We start from the raw sequence: 18,584 nt of genomic DNA, 5'->3' as shown, positions 1-18,584 counted from the left end.
CAATTGATAAATAGAGGAGTCGAATGACATGATGTTAAAAACGCATGCTTGCGGTCAATTAACCAAGAAGGATGTCGGCCAAACCGTAATACTGAACGGTTGGGTTCAACGCCGCCGCGATCTGGGCGGAGTTTTGTTTATCGATTTGCGCGACCGTACCGGTATCGTCCAAATCGTCTTTAACCCTGATTTCTCGGGAGACGCTTTGGCAATCGCGGATCGCGCTCGTAACGAATTCGTTCTGGCTGTCCGCGGACAAGTGGTGGAACGCGATGCAGATACGGTGAACGCCAACATCGCGACAGGCGAAATCGAAGTCCGCATTACGGAGATCGAAATTATGAATGGCGCGAAGACGCCTCCGTTCCCGATTGAAGATGGCGTCGAGGTCGACGAGTCCATTCGTCTGAAGTACCGTTATCTCGACCTTCGCCGTCCGGAAATGCAGAAGACGCTGCTGCTTCGTTCGAAAGCGGCTAAAGTATTCCGCGATTATCTCGACGAGCAAGGATTCATCGACGTCGAAACGCCGATTCTGACCAAGAGCACGCCGGAGGGAGCACGCGATTATTTGGTGCCAAGCCGCGTTCATCCGGGCGAGTTCTTCGCATTGCCGCAATCGCCGCAGATTTTCAAGCAGCTTCTCATGGTCAGCGGATTGGAGCGTTATTATCAAATTGCACGCTGCTTCCGCGACGAGGATCTTCGTTCCGACCGTCAGCCGGAATTTACGCAGGTGGACATCGAGACATCGTTCCTCTCCCAGGATCAGCTTCTCGAGCTGATGGAAGGGCTTGTCGTCAAGCTGTTCCGTGAAACGGTCGGCGTGGAGATTGAAACGCCGCTGCAGCGTATTACGTACGCGGACGCGATGAACAAATACGGCTCAGACAAGCCGGATCTTCGCTTTGGCTTGGAGATGGAGGACATTACCGATATCGTCTCCGGCAGCGATGTGAAGGTATTCGCTTCGGTTGCGGCAGGCGGCGGCGTCGTGAAGGCGCTCAATGCCAAGGGCTGCGCGAATTGGAGCCGCAAGGAGCTTGATGATCTGCAGCCATTCGCAGCTCGATATGGCGGCAAAGGATTGGCATGGGTAACGGTGAAGGAAGGCGAATGGCGCGGACCGATCGTGAAATTCTTCAAGCCGGAAGAAATCGAAGCCTTGACGGCGCGTCTTGGCGTTGAGGAAGGCGACCTGCTGCTGTTCTCCGCCGACAAGAAGAAAGTCGTCGCCGATGTGCTGGGCAACCTGCGCCTGATGATCGGCAAGCAGCTCGGCCTGATTGACGAGTCGAAATTCAAGTTTGCTTGGGTTGTCGATTTTCCTCTGCTTGGTTGGGATGAAGATGCGAAGCGTTATGTTGCGGAGCACCACCCGTTCACCCGTCCGAACGAAGACGATCTCCATTTCTTCGAGACGGATCCGGGTCAAATCCGCGCACAGGCTTACGACCTTGTTCTGAACGGTTACGAGGTTGGCGGCGGTTCGATGCGTATTTTCAAGCGCGATGTTCAAGAGCAAATGTTCAAAGCGCTTGGCTTCTCGACAGAAGAAGCTTATGAGAAATTCGGCTTCCTGCTCGACGCATTCGATTACGGCACTCCTCCGCATGGCGGCATCGCATTCGGCTTCGACCGCTTGGTCATGCTGCTTGCCGGCCGCACGAACCTGCGCGAGACGATCGCATTCCCGAAAACGGCGAGCGCGACCGATCTGCTCTGCGACGCGCCTTCCGAGGTGGATTTGTCCCAGCTTCAGCAGCTTCACATCCGCACGCTGCAGAAGCCTGCTAAACAGGCAGAAGCAGCGGCTGCGGCAGGTAATGCGCAAAACTAATCAAACACTCGAGAAGAAGCGCAGGACGCCGTCATTGGCGGCGAAATGCGTTCTTCCCTCAAGCAGGCGCGTTCTAAGGCGGATCCTCAGGGATCTGCAGTGAGGGACGCGCCTTCTGAATGAAGTTTCAGCATAAATACGTTCCGCAAAGAGGAGGCTTCTTACCCTATGCTGCACCAATTTTCCCGAACGGAACTGGCGATCGGACCCGAAGGGCTGGAGCGGATGAAGCAGAGCACCGTGGCGGTGCTTGGTATCGGCGGCGTCGGCTCCATCGCTGCCGAAGCGCTTGCACGGACAGGCGTTGGCCGGCTCATTCTGATCGATAAAGATGTCGTTGATATTACGAATGTGAACCGTCAAATTCATGCGCTTACCACAACGGTCGGCCAGCCGAAGGCGGATCTGATGCGCGACCGCATCAAGCTGATCAATCCCGATTGCGATGCGATTTCGCTCCGTATGTTCTATACGGAAGAGACGTACGAGAAGCTGTTTGAATATCCGATCGATTACGTCGTGGATGCATCAGATACCATATCGTATAAAATCCATCTCATTAAGCAATGCTTGGAGCGTAAAATTCCGATCATCTCAAGCATGGGCGCAGCGAATAAGATGGATCCGACCAAATTTCAGGTCGCCGATATATCCAAAACCTCGATGGACCCGATTGCCCGTGTCGTCCGCCAGAAGCTGCGCAAGGAAGGCATTAAGAAAGGGGTCAAGGTCGTCTTCTCGACAGAGGAGCCTCAGAAACCCCGTGAGGATGTCACACAGCGCATCGTGCCCGAGAATGCGCCGGAGATTCGCAAAGCCCAGCAGCCGCCGGCAAGCAATGCATTCGTGCCACCGGTCGCCGGTCTGATCATGGTGAGTGTCGTCGTTCGGGATTTGCTTCAGAGTATCCAGGATCAGTAAGTCGAGCTGTCTATAACAAAACCGTTGATATGCGGCATCAGCTGCGTATCAACGGTTTTTTTGTGCAAGCATCTTATTTATTCAGATCGCTTTTAATGCTGGCGCTTTACCGAACTTTCTTCCTGGTTCGACTATACTGAAATACTTGCCGATACGTTATCTTTATCCAATTCCTCAACGACTTCAAGGATTTTATGAATGACTTGTTCTTCGTCGCTTTTGACGCTCTCAAGGGTAAGCTGCATGAGATCTGAATGGGTTCCGACGCAAATGGAACGCTTGGCATGTCTGAACATGGGCACATCATTCGCATCATTGCCGAACGCGATATATTCATATGGTTTTATCCCAAGCGCCTTGAGGCCCGTCCATTTGTCAACGCCTACCGGACTGATGTCGATAATAGCCTCGGTTCCGTGCATATATGTGACAACCGGTAAGTTGCCAAGCTCCTCTGCCATTAGCTGTGCGTTAAGACTCCGCAGGATGACCACTTTCACAATCTCATTCAATTCTTCCAGCCGGATGTTTCTCGCTCTTTGCTCCGGATCTACATTGCGGCGTATCGGATGGTCATTATTGCCCGAGAAGGCATAGTCCCAAGCGCTGTCAATTAAATAATCGGCTTCGTATGTTTTGATTAACCGAATGATTTCCTCAGCTATAGGCTGCTCGAAATGAACCGTCGAGATATTCAGACCGTCAGCTTTGATAAAAGCGCCATTCCCGCCAACCATCGGAGCATGGCGCATGTGTGCAGGCAGCACGGGCAGCAGATCACGGATCGGTCTGGCGGAAGCGAAGACGATTTCATGACCGTTTTCCTTAACAGAGTCCAAGACCCGTACCATCGGATCACTAAGCGGCTTACCTTTGAAGCATATGGTCCCGTCCAAATCGTAAACAAAAATCATCATGAAGCCCCCCCTCGTTTTTTCTTAGCATAACAGCTTCTTGTATAATAAAAAGGACAGATGTCCCAAAAAGGAGTAAATGATGAAATCGATTGTTGAGCATAGTCGTATACAGCCATACATCTCGCAGTTTAATCTCGATGAAATCTTCGCCGAATCGGAAGCGATCACCCTTCAACTCCGCACCTATGAAAGGAACGAGCTCGTGCTTAAGGAAGGCGATGAGCTGGACGGCCTTTATTTCCAGGTGGAAGGACAGACCAGAGTATCCTCCAGTGTAAGCACCGGAAAATCACTGCTTCTGCGCTATTGCCATCCGTTATCGGTCTTTGGGGATATCGAGCTGATACAGAAAGTAGTTATTCAGTCGCAGGTCGAAGCCGTTCAACCTGCGAGCTTTCTATTTATCGATCATCGCACCGTTGAAAGCGTGCTTATGCAGGACAGCAAATTTTTGAACATGCTGTTAAAGCATCTGTCTTATAAGCTCCAAACGTGTACGACGGCGTCAAGAATTAACTTGCTCGCTTCTGTAGAGGAGCGGCTCGCGAGCTATTTATTAACGATACGGCTTCAAAATGAGTTCGGCAAAGAACTTCAGACTTCGCACATACCGGAGATCGCTTCCTTGATCGGGACGACTCCGCGGCATCTGAACCGGGTGATCCGGAAGCTGTCCGAACGGAAAATAATCAGCAAAGCGAAGAAACATTTACACGTCAACGACTGGGAGCGATTGGATGAGCTTTCCAGCGGATTGAGGTATGAGTAAACGGAGTGAAATACTCTAGGAGAAGTGCCTGATTAGCCGGCTAAATTGTGATGGAAGGCTTCCTGACTTGGATAGAGGGGTGCTTGGCTGGCGAACATTTGTGCCGGTATGATATGATGACTATATTCATAGATGTTTTCATTCGAAAAATATAAAAGGTCGTGTGGAATAAATGGATCTTTTCTCCTATCAAGACGAAGAAAAGCAGCCCCGTGCAAAGCTGCTGGCGGATCGGATGAGGCCGGTCACTATACAAGAGTATATCGGCCAATCGCATATCGTCGGTCCCGGGAAGCTGCTAAGAAGAGCGATTGAGGCGGATCAAGTATCGTCAATCTTGCTATATGGCCCTCCAGGCTGCGGAAAGACGACGCTCGCTCATATCATCTCCCAAAGGACGCAGGGCGAGTTCGTCAAGCTTAACGCTGTTGACGCGACGGTCAAGGATGTCCGCGAGGTAATCGACCAGGCGCGGTTGAATAAATCGATGTACGGCCGGAAGACGATTCTGTTTCTCGATGAGGTTCATCGGTTCAACAGCTCCCGTCAGGATGCGCTGCTACCGGCGGTTGAGCAGGGAACGATTATTTTCATCGGCGCAACGACGGAGAACCCGTTCCATTACGTTAACGGGGCGCTGCTGTCGCGCTCAACGCTGTTCGAGCTCCATTCGCTAACCCGCGAGGATGCGCTTGAAGCCATGAGAAGAGCGATCGCGGACAAGGAGCGGGGACTCGGCTTCATGGAGCTGCAGGTGGATGATGCGGCATTGGGGCATATCGCCAATATGGCTGGCGGCGATATTCGCCGCGCATTGAATGCCATTGAGCTGGCGGCCGTGACGACGCCGTCGCAGCCGGACGGCTCCGTTCATGTAACGCTTGAGGTGGCCGAGGAGTCCATCCGCAAACCGACCATCCGGGCTGACGAATCTACGCAATACGATGTATTATCGGCTTTTCACAAGAGTGTCAGAGGCTCCAGCGATGCGGCGTTATTCTGGTTTCTATATGCGGTCGAAAGCTTGGGAATGGATCCGATGACGTTCGTTCGCCGCTTGATCGTCGCATGCAGCGAGGATATCGGGCTGGCTAATCCGCAGGCGATGGTACAGGCGGTCACCGCTATGGATGCCTACCATAAGATCGGATGGCCGGAAGCGAAATACAATATTTCGCAGGCGATCTTATTCGCGGTCGAAAGCCCGAAATCGAATGCGACAGCCGTTGCGATCGGGAATGTGATGGACACGATCGGCAGGGTGGGGGCGGTTGAAGTTCCTCATCATCTCCGCGATACTCATTATAGCGGCGCGGAGCGTCTGGGGCATGTCGGATATCAATATCCGCACGATTACCCGGGTCACTATGTAAAGCAAGCTTACCTGCCGGAAAGATTGGCGAAGAAAACATTTTATCATGCGACAAATCAAGGGATGGAAGAAAAAATAAAATTGAACCAAACGCGCCGAAATGGTAAATAACAGCCAGCTTCAGCTTTAAAAGCGAGCACGAGCCAGCAAAAGGTGCATAAAGGCCGACCTTTCTAGAATAAACATAAAATATAACCGAAAAACGGCGATCCTGCTGAAAAACCGAAGTTTGACGCGGACGACCAGATTCGACTACTCTTATATTATAAAGTTTCTTTATAATTTTCTTATCTGGAGGAGGTGCACCTGTCACCGAACAAGTCGTTACTGTCGGCGTTTGGTTGGCAGGGAATCGTTGTTAAGTGACCCGTTACCCATAATCTTGAATGGTTTACTGATTTTGTTCCTTGTGTTTCTGAACGGTTTTTTCGTCGCCGCCGAATTTGCCATGGTGAAAGTAAGAAGCAGCCGAATCGATACGCTCGTTCTGGAAGGGAACCGACGCGCGCGCTTTGCCGCCAACCTGACCAACCATCTGGACGCGTACTTATCCGCGTGTCAGCTTGGCATCACGCTCGCCTCGCTCGGTCTTGGCTGGATCGGTGAGCCTGCGATCGCGAAAGCGATTGAACCTTTGCTTCTAAAGCTGAGCTTCAGCGAAACTCTGATTCATACGGTCGCATTCATTATCGCCTTCTCCATTATTACATTGCTTCATATTGTACTGGGGGAATTGGCACCGAAAACAGTTGCGATACGCAAATCGGAATCGGTTACATTATGGACGGCCATACCGCTCATTATGTTCTACAAAATCATGTATCCGTTCATTTGGTTTCTGAACGGCACCGCCAACAGGTTGTTAAAATTAATAGGTGTTGAACCGGCTTCCGAGCATGATTCGGCACATACGGAGGAAGAAATTCGTATCCTCATGAAAGAAAGCCACGAATCGGGGCTAATCGATAATACGGAATTGACATTGGTCGACAATATATTTAATTTCACGGAGACGAATGCCCGGGAGATCATGATTCCCCGAACCGAGATGAACTGCCTGTATACGAATCTTTCGTTCGAAGAGAATCAGACGATCGCGCTGAATGAAATGCATACCCGCTATCCGATCTGCGAAGGAGACAAGGACAATATAATCGGCTTCGTTCACATTAAGGATATGATGAAGGTGACCGAGGCGCAGGGCGTCCGGGATATCCGCGCGATGATCAGACCGATCACGACGGTTCCGGAGTCCATGCAGATCAGTACGCTGCTCAAGCTTATGCAGAAGAAGAAGACGCAAATCGCCATCTTGATCGATGAATACGGCGGTACTTCCGGACTTGTAACGTTAGAAGACATCATGGAAGAGATTGTCGGCGAAATTCAAGACGAATTCGATGAAGAGCGTCCGGATGTTGAACGCCGGGACGAGACGACTCATTCCGTTAACGGGATGATGCTGATCGAAGAGGTGAACAGCTACTTCGGGCTTGAGATCGAGACGGACGACTACGATACGATCGGCGGTTGGCTGTATTCGCAAATCGAAATTCCGCCATCGCAGAATCAGCGGGTTGCACATCCCGACGGCTTCGAATTTATTATTGAGGAAACGGATCATCTGCGGATCTCCCGAATATTAATTCGCAAACTGGACCATCAGCCGGTGGAACCCGAACCGGAGATTCACGCGGAAACAGGATAGGCCGTATAAATACCAATTCTTCTACAAGCACACCAAGTCGGTGTGCTTGTTTTATTGTGTGGCTCAGCCAACCAAAAACAAGCTTCCTGCCAATAAGGCCGGAAGCTTGTTTGGTGTTAATCGCGTTCTTAAGTGAAATCAACGGCATCGATCGTTCCGCCGCCCAAGCAATCTTCTTCTGCATAGAAGACGACGGCTTGGCCGTGCGTAATGGCTTTCTGAGGCGTGTCGAAGATGACATCGACGGTCGTTCCGTCCTCGCGGAAAGCGATGGTTACGCCTTGATCGGGCTGACGGTACCGGAATTTGGCTGTGCAGCGCAGCGTTCCCTGCGGTTTGACGGGCGAAATCCAATTGACGCCCGTAGCGGTTAGCCCTTTGGAGTACAAGCTGGGATGCTGATCGCCCTGCACGACATACAGCACATTCTCCTTCAAGTCTTTGGAGGCGACGAACCATGGCTCGCCTGTACCCGAGCCGCCGATACCGAGCCCTTGCCGCTGACCGAGCGTATAGTACATGAGCCCGTCATGGCGTCCCTTCGTCTCTCCGGTTGCGATATCAATCATAGGACCAGGCTGCGCGGGCAAATAACCGCTTAGGAAGGTCTTGAAATTACGCTCCCCAATGAAGCAGACGCCGGTGCTGTCTTTCTTCTTCGCTGTCGCCAGACCGGCTTCGTCGGCGAGCCTGCGCACTTCCGGCTTGGGCAAATGCCCGATCGGGAACATCGCCTTGCCGAGCTGGTCTTGATTAAGCGCATGAAGGAAATAGGTCTGGTCCTTATTGCTGTCGACGCCGCGCAGCAGCTTCGTCGTTCCGTCAGCCATACGCTCGACACGGGCATAGTGCCCGGTCGCCAGGTAATCCGCCCCTAGATCCAGCGCCTTCTTGAGGAAATCCCCAAATTTAATTTCCCGGTTGCACATGACGTCCGGATTCGGCGTTCTGCCCCGGCGGTATTCGTCCAGGAAGTAGGCGAATACCTTGTCGTAATACGCTTGCTCGAAATTAACCGTATAGTAGGGGATGCCGATCTGATCGCAGACGCGTCGAACGTCCTCTGCGTCATCTTCCGCCGTACACCGGCCGAATTCATCGGTATCATCCCAGTTCTTCATGAAAATGCCGATCACGTCATAGCCCTGCTGCTTCAATAATAGAGCCGTGACGGAGGAATCGACGCCGCCGGACATGCCGACGACGATACGGGTTGAAGCGTTTGTCGTGCCCATTAGCCTATACACCACCTTGTATCATAACGGAATCGCAAATCTGGCAGGCCGTTAAGGATGGCCCGGAAACCTCGCGTATCCGCAAGTTTCTTTATTGTAGCATAGATAGAACAACTTTTTCATGAAGATGTCAAGCTTTTTTAACCAAACGACGCTTGAATATGTTAACATGTAAGTGATATGGGAATACCATGATTAATGAGTTGACTGCCTGAGGGCATAACTTCAACCTTGTTATAATCAAATGTATGCTTTTCAGAGAAGAGGTGCTTTAGTTGAAGATATCGACCAAAGGGCGATATGGATTAACGATAATGATGGAGCTGTCCACCAAGTTCGGCGAAGGTCCGACTTCGCTCAAGAGCATTGCCGAACGCAATGGACTATCGGAGCATTACTTGGAGCAATTGATCGCACCGCTGCGCAACACGGGGCTTGTTAAGAGTGTCCGAGGCGCTTATGGCGGTTATATTCTATCTCGCGAGCCGGAAACCATTACAGCCGGCGACGTGATCCGGATTCTGGAAGGGCCGATTTCGCCAGTAGATTTCACCGAGGAAGACGATCCTGCCAAGCGTGATTTGTGGCTGCGTATTCGCGATAGCATCGCGCAGGTATTGGACTCTACGACGCTGGCAGATTTAATTTCGTATAAGGACGAAGGCAAGCCCGACTCCTACATGTTCTACATTTAAAGGGCGGAATAGAGATGGTACGTTATTATTTCGACCATGCCGCATCAACCCCGATACATCCCGAAGTGGCACAGACGATGCTGGAAGTATACACCACCGTATCCGGTAATGCTTCCAGCCTGCACAGTTACGGCCGCTCGGCTCGCCAATTATTGAATCAGTCGCGCGATTCGATCGCCAATCGGATCGGCTGCATGTCCTCAGAGCTTATCTTTACCTCCGGAGGAACGGAAAGCGATAATACCGCACTTGTTGGCACAGCCAAAGCAATGAGCAAGCGGGGGAAGACCCATATCATAACATCAGCCGCCGAGCATCACGCGGTATTGCATACTTGCACAGCTTTAATGAATGAAGGCTTTCGATTGACTGTACTGCCCGTCGACGAATACGGAATCGTATCGCCTGGCGATGTAGAAGCGGCCATAGAACCGGACACCGGTCTGATCAGCATTATGTATGCCAACAATGAGACCGGTACGATTCAGCCGATTGCCGAGATTGGAGAAATCGCCCACCGGCACGGGATCCTCTTTCATGTCGATGCCGTTCAGGCATTGGGATCCATTCCAATCGATTTGAAACAATTGCCGGTCGATCTGATGAGCTTCTCCGCGCATAAGCTGAATGGCCCGCAAGGCGTTGGTGCTTTGTATGTTTCCCGCCAGATACCGTTCGAGCCGCTGCTTCACGGCGGCTCCCAAGAACGGAAGAGGCGTGCAGGCACCGAGAATCTTGCGGGTATTGCCGGCTTTGCCAAAGCGATTGAAATTTCTGAGAATTCGATGACGGAGAAGAAACTTTTTTTGGACAAGCTTCGTCTAAAGTGGGTAGAACAAATGAACAGGCTGATGGGTGCCGGACGGATTGTCGTAAACGGCCATCCGAAGATGCAGCTTCCGCACATCGTGAATATGAGCTTTATCGGAATCGATACGGAGACGATGCTCATGAATTTGGATGTGGAAGGCATAGCCGCATCAAGCGGTTCAGCTTGTACAGCCGGTTCGCTTGAGCCTTCTCATGTACTGATTGCGATGGGGATTTCGCAAGAACGGTTGAACTCGGCTGTTAGATTTAGCTTCGGTTTGGGGAATACTTTGGAGGATATCGATCAAGCGGCCAAAAAAGTTGAAACGATTCTAGGCCGTATTCGTAAATAATGCCTAGGAGGCTTCCTCGGAACCGTGATTAAACTTCAGCATTTGATCGGCCTTCCCGTACTGGAAGTTGATGCCGGCAAGCAGGTCGGACATGTGAAGGATGCTTGGTTCGACGAGCATTGGCAGCTGGGAGGCATCGTCCTCGATGCTGGCAGACGGTTTTTGTCCTCGATGAAAACGGTGCTCTGGAACGATGTCCTGATATGCGGGGAAGATGCGATTTTAATTATGAATGAAGCCTCTGTCCGTAAAGCAGAACCCGCAGAAATTCAGCGTTCCTTCCACACGGGGCCTGTCCGCCTTAAAGATTTGCCTGTGATTACGATCGACGGCGAGCAATTAGGCCGCGTATCGGATGTTTATTTTAATGAAATACAGGGTACACAAATAGTAGGTTACGAGCTTACAGACGGATTCATAGCGGATGTGATGGAAGGGCGCAAATGGCTGCCTGTCCCAACCGACCCCGATACCGTCATGCTCGGAGAAAACGCGATTATCGTTCCGGCCGGCAGTGAATGGCTTACGGAGCCGGTCGCCGCTTCTGATTCGGATATAGGGAGAAATGAACCATGAGATGCCCCAATTGCAACTCGAAGGATATCGGCAAAATTGGTTCCCATCAATTTTATTGCTGGGGATGCTTCATTGAACTAACCGTGAACGGTGATAAGATGTCTGTCTTTCAAGTCGAGGAAGACGGGACATTAAGCTCGCTCGACGATTTGTTTTTTGAAGAAGAAGCGCCTCAAGTTCACGCCAACTAATGTGAACGAGGCAGATTCAATCAGGAGGCGGCCCAGAGGGGCCGCCTTTTTGGTTTCTAGGAAGCCTTGCATGCATGGCGGGCGTGGGCACACTTTTCCGCCTCTTAGGGGATGATTCGGACAACTTGTACATATACTGTTACAAAAATGATCCGGCGACCGAGGGCTGCGCCTGGAACGGTAGGTGTAAGAGGAGGCGGGGGAGATGGAACGGTTCACGAATAACCGTTTGTTTATGTTGCTCGTCTATATCATACTCGGGCTGATTGCTCTTTATTTACTGCTTCTCATCAAGCCCATCATTATACAGGTTTACGGGTTTCTGAAAGCAGTACTGGCTCCATTCTTGATCGCTATGATAATCTCCTATGTATTGAATCCGATCGTCAGTTTGTTAGGGGAACGGAAGGTGCCCAGGACAATGGCCGTCCTGCTTATCTATGCCGTATTCTGCGCTTCGCTTACCGTTATCCTGCTCAATGTGATTCCGATGTTTATGGAGCAGCTGGAGGAGCTGAACCACCATATGCCGGACTTAACGATGCGGGCGCAGAGCCTGGTCAACGATTTGAACAACTCCTCATTCCTGCCCGAGAGCATTCGCAGCGGCATCGACAGGTCATTGATGAAATTGGAGAAGCAAGCGTCCGAGGCAATTTTCGATTTTGTCAACAATATCGGGGCGATGCTGAACGTTGTATTCATCGCGTTCATCATACCCTTCCTGGCGTTCTATATTTTGAAGGATTTCAATGTGTTCGAGCGTACGGTTCTTACGTATGTGCCAAGACCGCACCGCAAGCATGCCGTTCGCCTGCTCAAAGATATCGACAATGCGCTGGGGAGTTACATTCGCGGGCAATTTCTGGTATGTGTCATTGTGGGGGGGCTTGCCTATATCGGCTATTTTTTTATCGGCATGCCATATCCCATCCTGCTGGCCGGCGTAGTGGCCATAACGAATATCATTCCGTATCTGGGGCCTTTCTTCGGGGCCGCGCCGGCATTGATCATGGCCTCCACCATCTCGCTGAAAATGATGCTGCTTGTCGTTGTCGTCAATACGCTCTGTCAAATTCTCGAAGGCAACGTTATTTCCCCGCAGGTGGTCGGACGTACGCTGCATATGCATCCGCTCTCGATTATATTTGCGCTGCTTGTCGGCGGCGAGATTGCGGGTATTGTCGGCATGATCCTGGCGGTACCGATCTTCGCGGCCTTGAAGGTGATCATCCAGCATATGTTCGCATATTATGTCAGGCGAAAGACCATTTGACAGTGGCCATGGCAAGCCGATATACTATGAATAATATAGAACTGCGATATCTCTAAATCGTCGATGAAACATAAAGTACGCTATAGCCCGTCAAACAGAGATGGAATTACTTCGCGCGCGCCGCGAACGGCTGGAATAATTCCAATGACGAAGGATAGCGGAAAGCTGGTTTCGGAGTGTGAATAAACTTCACCGGTTGGACCCGTTAACGTCTTTCTTGAGGAGATTGCCGCATATCGTCAGCCGATTGATGGGTTATGCTGACGCTTGGGCAATAACTAGGGTGGTACCGCGAATCGATTCGTCCCTGTATATGCAGGGGCGTTTTTTGTTTTTCTAATTCAGAATGAATGAAAGGAAAATCTTTCGTTAATTCCGTATCGAAACCAATGGAGGCGTTTAACTATGAAGGCAAGTGAAATCCGTTCCAAATGGCTCGCGTTCTTCGAAAGCAAAGGACATCATGTTGAACCGAGCGCATCACTCGTACCGCACAATGATCCGTCCCTGCTGTGGATCAATGCCGGCATGGCTCCGCTGAAGTCTTATTTCGACGGAAGAGTAATTCCGGACAATCCGCGGATCGTCAATTCCCAGAAGTGCATCCGCACGAATGATATCGAGAATGTCGGCAAAACGCGCCGTCACCACACGTTCTTTGAAATGCTAGGCAACTTCTCGATCGGCGATTACTTCAAGGAAGAAACGATTTCTTGGGCATGGGAGTTTCTTACAAGTCCGCAATGGATCGGCTTCGATCCGGAGCGTCTGTCCGTAACGGTATACCCGGAGGACGAGGAAGCCTACCGCTATTGGAATGAAGTCATCGGATTGCCTGCCGAGCGAATCTACAAGCTCGATGAGAACTTCTGGGATATCGGCGAAGGCCCGTGCGGACCGTGTACAGAGATCTTCTATGACCGGGGCGACAAGTATGGCGATCTGTCCGATCCCGAATGCTGGCCGGGCGGCGAGAACGAGCGGTTTCTGGAAGTATGGAATCTCGTGTTCTCGCAATTCAATCATAATAAAGACGGCAGCTATACGCCGCTTCCGAATAAAAATATCGATACAGGCGCAGGACTGGAGCGGTTCGCATCGATCCTGCAGGATGTGCCGTCCAACTTCGATACCGACCTGTTCCGTCCGATCATTGACCGGACCTGCGAGATTGCCGGCGTTCGCTATCAAGAGAACCCGGACCACGACGTTGCTTTGAAAGTCATTGCCGACCATATCCGAACGGTTGCATTCGCAGTTGGAGACGGCGTTCTGCCTTCGAACGAAGGACGGGGCTACGTCATCCGCAGGCTGCTCCGCCGCGCAGTCCGTTATGGCAAGACGCTTGGCGTGGACCGTCCGTTCCTCAATGAACTGGTACAGGTCGTAGGCAGCATTATGGGGGTTTACTATTCCGAGGTTGTCGACAAGCGCGAGTTTATCGAGAAGGTTATCCTTTCGGAAGAGGAGCGTTTCCATGAGACGCTGTCCGACGGGCTATCGTTGTTGTCCGAGCTGGTAAAGGCCGCCGAGACTGCGGGCATTCGCGAAATTAACGGGCAGGATGCATTCAAGCTGTATGACACGTACGGCTTCCCGTTCGACTTAACGGAAGACTATGCGACCGAGCAGGGAATGACCGTTGACCGTGCAGGCTTCGATGCCGCTATGGAAGAGCAGCGCGAACGTGCGCGCGCCGCTCGGCAGGATACGGGCAGCATGAATGTACAAGGCGGGGCGCTGTCCGAGCTGACGGAGAATTCGGAGTTTATCGGTTATCAAGAACTCGTCAATGAAGATGCCAAGGTATTGGCGATCGTCAATGGGTCCGACTTGGTGGAGTCTGCAGAAGCAGGCAGCCGCGTTCTAGTGATGCTTGACCGGACGCCATTCTACGCGGAGAGCGGCGGACAAATCGGCGACCGCGGTACGATCTCGGGCAATGGATTCACCTTAACGGTCGAGGATGTTACGAAAGCGCCGCATGGCCAGCCGGTCCATCATGCTGTCGTATCCAGCGGAATCGTCCGTACCGGGGACAGCGTGCGCGCTGCGGTTCTTGCCGAGACGCGCGAAGCGATTATTAAGAACCACACCGCAACGCATCTGCTCCACCGCGCATTGAAAGATGTCCTTGGGGAGCATGTCAACCAGGCGGGCTCACTGGTCGAGCCGGACCGTCTGCGGTTTGACTTCTCGCACTTTGGCAGCATTACGCCGGAAGAGCTCGCTGACATCGAACGCCGCGTGAACGAGCAAATTTGGCTCGGTACGCCGCTTCAGATCGATTACAAGTCGCTGGCCGAAGCGAAAGAGATGGGGGCGATGGCGCTCTTCGGAGAGAAGTATGGCGATGTGGTGCGCGTCGTCCGTATCGGCGAGTACAGCTTGGAGCTGTGCGGCGGCTGCCATGTAGCCAATACGGCTCAAATCGGATTATTCAAGCTGATCGGCGAGAGCGGAATCGGTTCGGGTGTTCGCCGTATCGAAGCTGTAACAGGGCGGGGCGCTTACGAGTATGTGGAGAGCCAGCTGGATCTGCTTAAGCAGGCTGCGGGCATGCTGAAGTCGAACACAGCCGATGTGCCGAAACGGATCGAGGCCTTGTTCGCCCAGACCAAGGAGCTGAGCCGAGAGAACGATTCCTTGCAAAGCAAGTTGAGCCGGATCGAGGCGGGCTCGCTGGAAACGAAGGCGAAGACTGCAGGCGGCGTTACGGTATTGGCAGCACGTGTTAGCGCGCCGACTATGGATGCGCTGCGCGGCATTGTCGACGAGCTGAAGACGAAGCTCCCTGAAGCGGTCATCATCCTTGGCGCGCCTGCTGAGGATAAAGTGAATTTGGTTGCGTCTGTGTCACAGGCGCTTGTGAAGCAAGGCTTTAATGCAGGCAAAATCGTCAAGGAAGCAGCGGCGGTTTGCGGCGGAGGCGGTGGCGGACGCCCCGATATGGCGCAAGCGGGCGGTAAAGATCCGTCAAAATTGGATGAAGCGCTGAGAATTGCGGAAGAACTGGTTCTAACCCAGGCAAATGTGATATGATAAGAATATTAATGGGCTGTTAAGCGGCTTGGAAAGTGAGGTGCTGGCGATGAGTTCCATGGACAAGACGATGAAATTCGACGTAAAGGCGGAAGGGCTTGAAACTTCTTCGAAAGAGATTATTCTCTCGGTATACGACGCATTGCAGGAGAAGGACTACAATCCGATCAACCAGATCGTCGGTTATTTGCTGTCCGGAGACCCCGCATACATTCCGCGGCATAACAATGCCAGAAGTTTAATTCGCAGAAAAGAGCGTGACGAGCTGATTGAAGAGCTCGTTCGGTCCTATTTGAGTCAGCACCGCCAATAATTGAAGCAGTAAAGAAATGGGGCCGAAAACACGTATGCGCGTCATGGGGCTGGACTACGGCGACCGCAGAATCGGCGTTGCCGTCAGTGATGCCTTCGGCTGGACGGCACAAGGTGTCGGCATCGTCGAGAAGCGGCGCGATGGCAGCGAGATGGAAACCTTCGCAAAGCTGTTACAAGAACATGAAGTAAGCGAGATCGTGGTCGGATTACCGAAGAACATGAATGGTACCATCGGTCCGCGTGGCGAAATTTGCATCGCATTCGCACAAGATTTGCAGCAAAAGCTAAATGTACCCGTTCACCTTTGGGATGAACGACTGACAACGGTAGCCGCAGAGCGTACCTTGCTGGAGGCAGATGTCAGCCGTAAGAAGCGAAAGCAGGTCGTGGACAAAATGGCGGCAACGCTCATTTTGCAAAATTATCTCGATTCTAAAACGAAAAGGTGAGGGTAACGATGACAAAGGACGACATGCAATACGAAGAGCCGGAAATCATCTATATTCCGGATGAGGACGGCAATGAGGAAGAGTTCGAGGTAGTCATGAAGTTTGAGGTAGACGGTTCCGATCAGAAATATATGATGGTCGTTCCGCTTTCGGAATCCGAGGACGATGAAGCCGATGAGGTCTATGCTTTCCGTTATGAAGAGGACGGAGACGACCTGAAGCTTTATACGATCGAAGACGAGGAAGAATGGAATATGGTCGAAGAGACGTTCAATACGCTTCTCGGCGAAATTGACGAGGAGAAAGACTGATTACTGCGGAAATGAAAGGGGCGCCTTGCGTGTCTACAGTGCAGCGAATTACCGTCTTGCAGGATGTATTCGGCCAAGAGGTCGAATTAATCGGAGAAGATGGCGGCACGGAACCATTTCAAATCGTCGCTGAGTTTCAGCTTGGAGAACGGGCCTACGCAGGACTGCAATCCGCACGTATGCGCAAGGAAGATGAGGTGGCTTTCTTCCGTATCGTGACCTCGGACCAATCCGAGCCGGAGCTTGAATCCATCGAAGATGAAGATGAATGGGAATCAGTCGCGGAAGCTTACGACGATCTGCTGTTTATAAGCGACGAAAGACCTTAAACGGCACGGTTTCATGAATAGTAAGAAGGAGGGCGGTGCAAACCGCCCTTTTTTCAGCGTTATAACCTGTTTGAGTTTAACAGAAATACTGTTGCTGCTTGATGAGCATGGCATATGTTGGTTGAAACGGAGGATTGGCGTTGAATTATAAAGAGAGGCAGCCGGGTGAAGGGAAGCCGGTCAAGAAGAAGCGCAATGCAGCACCGAGTCGAGCGGTCATTACACTATGGGTCATCGTCTCGATCCTTTCCGTCATGGTACTCATCGTAGGCGGTGCTGCATTCTATATTTGGAACGGCTTACGACCGACATCTGCGGGTGAAGTCAAGCAAGTGGAGCTGAAGCAAGGGATGTCGCCGTTCAAGTTTGCCGAAGTTCTCGAGAATGAAGGTATCATTCGCGATTCATTCCTGTTCAAATACTATTTGCGCCTGAAGGATGAAGGACCGCGCTTCCAGGCCGGTGTCTATGAATTGAAACCGGGCATGGATAAGACAGCTATTATAAATAAGCTGAACGCCGGCGAAACGTTGAAGGAAGAAACGATACGCTTCACCATTCCGGAAGGATATACGGTGGAACAGATTGCCGATACACTTAGCAAAGCGGGCATCGTTGACCGCGATTCCTTCCTGAAGCTGGCGAACTCGGATAAGACGTGGGGCGATGCGGAAGCGGTCCGGTCGATTCCGAAGAATAACAAACAAATCAAGCATCGTCTGGAAGGCTACATGTTCCCGGAAACGTATGAATTAGAGAAGGGCAGCACGCCGGAAATGATTATCGAGCGGATGCTGAAGGAGCTGGACCGCAAGCTGAACACGCTTCCTGAGAACTGGGATGATACGCTTGCCGATCTGAACATCGATTTTCATCAGCTCATGACGATCGCCTCGTTGGTGGAACGCGAGGTTGTTGTGGACGAAGAACGGCCGATCGTTGCCGGCATCATCTACAACCGTTTGGCGAAGAAGATGCCGCTGCAAATCGACGCGACCGTTCAATACTCGTTGGACAAGCCCAAGGAGCGTTTGTTTGAGAAAGACCTGCTCGTGGACAGCCCCTACAATACGTATCAAATCAAGGGTCTCCCGCCAGGGCCGATTGCTTCGCCGAGCATGAAATCGATTGAAGCGGCTCTCTTTCCGGAGAAGACGGATTATCTGTATTATGTGACCAAGAAAGACGGCAGCAACAAGCATCTGTTCGCCCGTACACTAAAGGAGCATAATAAAAATATTCGCAATAGCAAAGAATCCTCGCAATAGAGGCATTCAACATGAGACAAGCCTGGATCCTGAAACGGTTCCGGGCTTGTTTTGTTTTTTTTTTGCGAGGCACGAAATAGGCTTGACTGAGAAGTCAAACCCGCTTGCCGCTTCCAAGGGGTTCTCCGGACCTATCCGATATATCGGTCTAATGGCCTGAAGGAGGTTTTTTTTCTGGAACTAATTCTGCATTTGTTCTAACTTTAT

General features: G+C 51.6%; 18 protein-coding genes. 16 read left to right on the top strand and 2 right to left on the bottom strand.

Going from position 1 to position 18,584, the window contains the following annotated elements; all coding sequences use genetic code 11:
* Positions 1–28: 28 nt before the first annotated feature.
* Together aspS and L1F29_RS21885 are read left to right on the top strand one after the other, a co-directional pair.
* Positions 29–1,840 carry an aspartate--tRNA ligase gene (aspS, locus tag L1F29_RS21890; protein ID WP_258384165.1) on the top strand — a complete coding sequence of 604 codons (1,812 nt, stop codon included), beginning with the start codon at positions 29–31 and terminating at the stop codon, positions 1,838–1,840.
* Between the two features lie 168 nt (positions 1,841–2,008).
* Entirely contained in the window at positions 2,009–2,761 is a 753-nt protein-coding gene (locus L1F29_RS21885; RefSeq protein ID WP_258384164.1) for a tRNA threonylcarbamoyladenosine dehydratase, read from the top strand.
* Between the two features lie 131 nt (positions 2,762–2,892).
* On the opposite strand, the gene L1F29_RS21880 is transcribed toward L1F29_RS21885, so the two are convergent.
* Positions 2,893–3,678 (bottom strand): HAD-IIB family hydrolase, encoded by a 786-nt coding sequence (locus tag L1F29_RS21880; RefSeq protein WP_258384163.1) that lies wholly within the window; start codon positions 3,676–3,678, stop codon positions 2,893–2,895.
* A gap of 79 nt (positions 3,679–3,757) precedes the next feature.
* Here L1F29_RS21880 and L1F29_RS21875 point away from each other — a divergent pair, with 79 nt between their 5' ends.
* From L1F29_RS21875 to L1F29_RS21865, 3 genes are all read left to right on the top strand, one after another.
* The gene (locus tag L1F29_RS21875; RefSeq protein WP_258384162.1) at positions 3,758–4,447 is read left to right on the top strand and encodes a Crp/Fnr family transcriptional regulator; all 690 of its coding nucleotides are present in this window, start codon (positions 3,758–3,760) and stop codon (positions 4,445–4,447) included.
* A 172-nt stretch (positions 4,448–4,619) separates the two neighbouring features.
* The gene (locus tag L1F29_RS21870) at positions 4,620–5,930 is read left to right on the top strand and encodes a replication-associated recombination protein A (protein WP_258384161.1); all 1,311 of its coding nucleotides are present in this window, start codon (positions 4,620–4,622) and stop codon (positions 5,928–5,930) included.
* Positions 5,931–6,174: 244 nt separating this feature from the next.
* On the top strand, positions 6,175–7,527 hold the full coding sequence (locus tag L1F29_RS21865) for a hemolysin family protein (RefSeq protein WP_258384160.1): 1,353 nt from the start codon (positions 6,175–6,177) through the stop codon (positions 7,525–7,527).
* Positions 7,528–7,655: 128 nt separating this feature from the next.
* Here the strand turns inward: L1F29_RS21865 and mnmA are convergent, their stop codons facing one another.
* Entirely contained in the window at positions 7,656–8,762 is a 1,107-nt protein-coding gene (gene mnmA, locus L1F29_RS21860) for a tRNA 2-thiouridine(34) synthase MnmA (protein ID WP_258384159.1), read from the bottom strand.
* Positions 8,763–9,037: 275 nt separating this feature from the next.
* On the opposite strand from mnmA, the gene cymR reads away from it, so the two are divergent.
* The 11 genes from cymR (at position 9,038) to mltG (ending at position 18,377) form a co-directional block, all read left to right on the top strand.
* Entirely contained in the window at positions 9,038–9,457 is a 420-nt protein-coding gene (cymR, locus tag L1F29_RS21855; protein ID WP_258384158.1) for a cysteine metabolism transcriptional regulator CymR, read from the top strand.
* Between the two features lie 14 nt (positions 9,458–9,471).
* Positions 9,472–10,620 (top strand): cysteine desulfurase family protein, encoded by a 1,149-nt coding sequence (locus L1F29_RS21850; RefSeq protein WP_258384157.1) that lies wholly within the window; start codon positions 9,472–9,474, stop codon positions 10,618–10,620.
* Positions 10,621–10,644: 24 nt separating this feature from the next.
* The gene (locus tag L1F29_RS21845) at positions 10,645–11,196 is read left to right on the top strand and encodes a PRC-barrel domain-containing protein (protein ID WP_258384156.1); all 552 of its coding nucleotides are present in this window, start codon (positions 10,645–10,647) and stop codon (positions 11,194–11,196) included.
* Positions 11,193–11,387 (top strand): YrzR-like zinc ribbon domain, encoded by a 195-nt coding sequence (locus L1F29_RS21840; protein WP_204818876.1) that lies wholly within the window; start codon positions 11,193–11,195, stop codon positions 11,385–11,387. Before L1F29_RS21845 ends, L1F29_RS21840 begins: the two co-directional genes overlap by 4 nt.
* Positions 11,388–11,592: 205 nt before the next feature.
* The gene (locus L1F29_RS21835) at positions 11,593–12,663 is read left to right on the top strand and encodes an AI-2E family transporter (protein ID WP_258384155.1); all 1,071 of its coding nucleotides are present in this window, start codon (positions 11,593–11,595) and stop codon (positions 12,661–12,663) included.
* Between the two features lie 405 nt (positions 12,664–13,068).
* Positions 13,069–15,705, top strand: a complete 2,637-nt coding sequence (gene alaS / locus L1F29_RS21830; RefSeq protein ID WP_258384154.1) for an alanine--tRNA ligase — start codon at positions 13,069–13,071, stop codon at positions 15,703–15,705.
* Positions 15,706–15,754: 49 nt separating this feature from the next.
* On the top strand, positions 15,755–16,018 hold the full coding sequence (locus L1F29_RS21825; protein WP_258384153.1) for an IreB family regulatory phosphoprotein: 264 nt from the start codon (positions 15,755–15,757) through the stop codon (positions 16,016–16,018).
* 34 nt (positions 16,019–16,052) lie between these two features.
* On the top strand, positions 16,053–16,469 hold the full coding sequence (ruvX, locus tag L1F29_RS21820; protein WP_258389768.1) for a Holliday junction resolvase RuvX: 417 nt from the start codon (positions 16,053–16,055) through the stop codon (positions 16,467–16,469).
* 8 nt (positions 16,470–16,477) lie between these two features.
* The gene (locus L1F29_RS21815) at positions 16,478–16,780 is read left to right on the top strand and encodes a DUF1292 domain-containing protein (protein ID WP_258384152.1); all 303 of its coding nucleotides are present in this window, start codon (positions 16,478–16,480) and stop codon (positions 16,778–16,780) included.
* Between the two features lie 29 nt (positions 16,781–16,809).
* A complete protein-coding gene (locus L1F29_RS21810; RefSeq protein WP_258384151.1) occupies positions 16,810–17,109 on the top strand; it encodes a DUF1292 domain-containing protein in 300 nt (99 codons plus the stop codon).
* Positions 17,110–17,249: 140 nt separating this feature from the next.
* Entirely contained in the window at positions 17,250–18,377 is a 1,128-nt protein-coding gene (mltG, locus tag L1F29_RS21805) for an endolytic transglycosylase MltG (RefSeq protein ID WP_258384150.1), read from the top strand.
* Positions 18,378–18,584: the final 207 nt, after the last annotated feature.

The organism is Paenibacillus spongiae, assembly GCF_024734895.1.
GTDB lineage: Bacteria > Bacillota > Bacilli > Paenibacillales > Paenibacillaceae > Paenibacillus_Z > Paenibacillus_Z spongiae.
This window is presented reverse-complemented; position numbering and strand designations above follow the sequence as displayed.